Raw genomic sequence first — 2,000 nt, 5'->3', positions numbered from 1 at the left:
GGGCCCCGACAGGTCGTAGCTCGGCGCGAGGCGCACCCGGCCGCCGAGGCCGAAGTGCGGGCCGCGCGCGGTGCGGACCAGCGCCGTCACCACCTCGCGCGGCAGCGCGGGCAGGATCAGCGGGATCAGCCCGGAGACCCCGTACTCCGGCACGAGGGCGCCGCCGCGCAGGTCGCGGCAGAAGAACATGCCCGCCACCGGGTCCCACAGCCGCGCGACGAGCGCCGACGTCAGCCGCTCGGCCCGCGCGTGCCGCGCCGTCCCCGCCGCCCCCAACTCGCAGGCGATACGCGCCAACGCGTGCTCCGAGGCGGCCAGCAGGGCGTTGAAGGAGGGGTCCTCGACCGCGAACTGCCCGTGCCCGTCGGCGTACCGGCCGTCGCGGTAGTCCGTCGCCAGCCGTACGTACCGCCCGTAGTCGGCGTCCGTCGGCCGGTCGTCGGCCGCGCCGTGCTCCAGGTCGGCCCGCCGGAACGTGCGGGCCGCGGCAGGCGTCACGCGTCCCAACGGGGCGTCCCAGCACGGGCTGTTGTCCATGCCCTGCTCCCACGGGTGGACGACCGAGACGAGCCCGCCGCCGCCCAGGTCGCGGCGGTGCAGGAGGTAGCGGTGCCAGGCGGCGAGGCCCGGGTACACGCGGGCCAGGAAGGCGCGGGAGCGGGAGAGCGCCGGGTCGGCGCGGTGCACCAGCCATGCGGCGAGCGCGTGCACGGGCGGCTGCACGATGCCCGAGGTCTGGACGTGCTGCGGGGCGCCCGCCGCCCGTCCCGCGACGGAGGAGCGCCAGAAGTCGGGGCTGGGGAAGTAGGCGTCCAGCGGGACGGCAGGGTTGAACACGATGTGCGGGATGCGGCCGTCGCCCCACTGGGCGGCGAGCAGGGTCTCCAGTTCCGACTGGGCGCGCAAGGGGGAGACGTGACGCAGGCCGATCGCGATGAACGCCGAGTCCCACGACCACTGGTGCGGGTACAGGGTGCGCGAGGGGACCGTCGAGGCGCCCGTCCAGTTCGCGGCGAGGACGCGGGCGGCGCGGTCGCGCAGCGGCTCCCGTGGCGCCGCGCGGACCGTGGTCCGGGGCCGCTCGGTCGTGTGCTCCACATGGACTCCCGCAGGCTGCCGGTTACGCGCCATGCAGCATAAGGTTACGTCTGCTTAACACGCAAAACCTAGAATGTAACGCGCAGTTGATGAACGCAAGGGGGTTGGCGGCCATGTCGGGGAACCAGGCGAGCGCCGGTGAACTGCTGCACCTGGTGCGCAGCGGACGGGCGACGACACGAGGCGCCCTCCAGGAGGTCACGGGCCTGTCCCGGGCCACGGTCGGCCAGCGCCTCGACCGGCTCTTCCGCGCCGGGTGGCTGCGCGAGGGCGCGGCCGGACCCGTCAACTCGCGCCTGGGCGGCCGCCCTTCGATCCACCTGGAGTTCGACGACGGACACGCGGTCGTGCTCGCCGCCGACCTCGACACCCACCGCGCCCGCGTCGCCGTCCTGACCCTCTCCGGCGAGGTGCTGGCCGAGCGCACCGGCCCCCTCACCGTCGAGGAGGGGCCGGAGGCGGTCCTGCCCCGACTCGCGGTCTGGTTCGGCGAGTTGCTCAAGGAGGCGGACCGCCGTGCGGACCGGGTGTGCGGCATGGGCCTGGCGGTGCCGGGCCCGGTCGACAGCGCCACGGGCCGCGTCATACAGCCCCCGATCATGCCCGGCTGGGACGGCTACGACATAAGAGGCCGCCTCGCCCGCGCCGCCGCCGAGCACGCGGGGACCGCGCCCGACGTGCCGGTCCTCGTCGACAACGACGCCAACCTCATGGCGTACGGGGAGCAGCGCGCGGCCCACCCCGACTGCCACGCCTTCGCCCTGGTCAAGGTCTCCACGGGCATAGGCGCGGGCGTGGTCGTGGCGGGGTCCATCTACCGCGGCATCGACGGCGGCGCGGGCGACATCGGGCACATCCGCGTCCCCGAGGGCGCGGACGCCCTGTGCCGCTGCGGCTCGTAC

The 2,000-nt window shown here is 75.0% G+C and carries 2 protein-coding genes; one reads left to right on the top strand and one right to left on the bottom strand.

The window, feature by feature from the left end:
* The coding region (locus tag G3I40_RS22755; RefSeq protein WP_239091896.1) for a hypothetical protein at positions 1-1,041 on the bottom strand (1,041 nt) is incomplete at its 3' end.
* Between the two features lie 170 nt (positions 1,042-1,211).
* On the opposite strand from G3I40_RS22755, the gene G3I40_RS22750 reads away from it, so the two are divergent.
* Positions 1,212-2,000 (top strand): ROK family protein (locus G3I40_RS22750; protein WP_164303985.1); only part of this gene is annotated, 789 nt, incomplete at its 3' end.

This window comes from Streptomyces sp. SID14478 (assembly GCF_010548525.1).
Taxonomy (GTDB): Bacteria; Actinomycetota; Actinomycetes; order Streptomycetales; family Streptomycetaceae; genus Streptomyces.
This window is presented reverse-complemented; position numbering and strand designations above follow the sequence as displayed.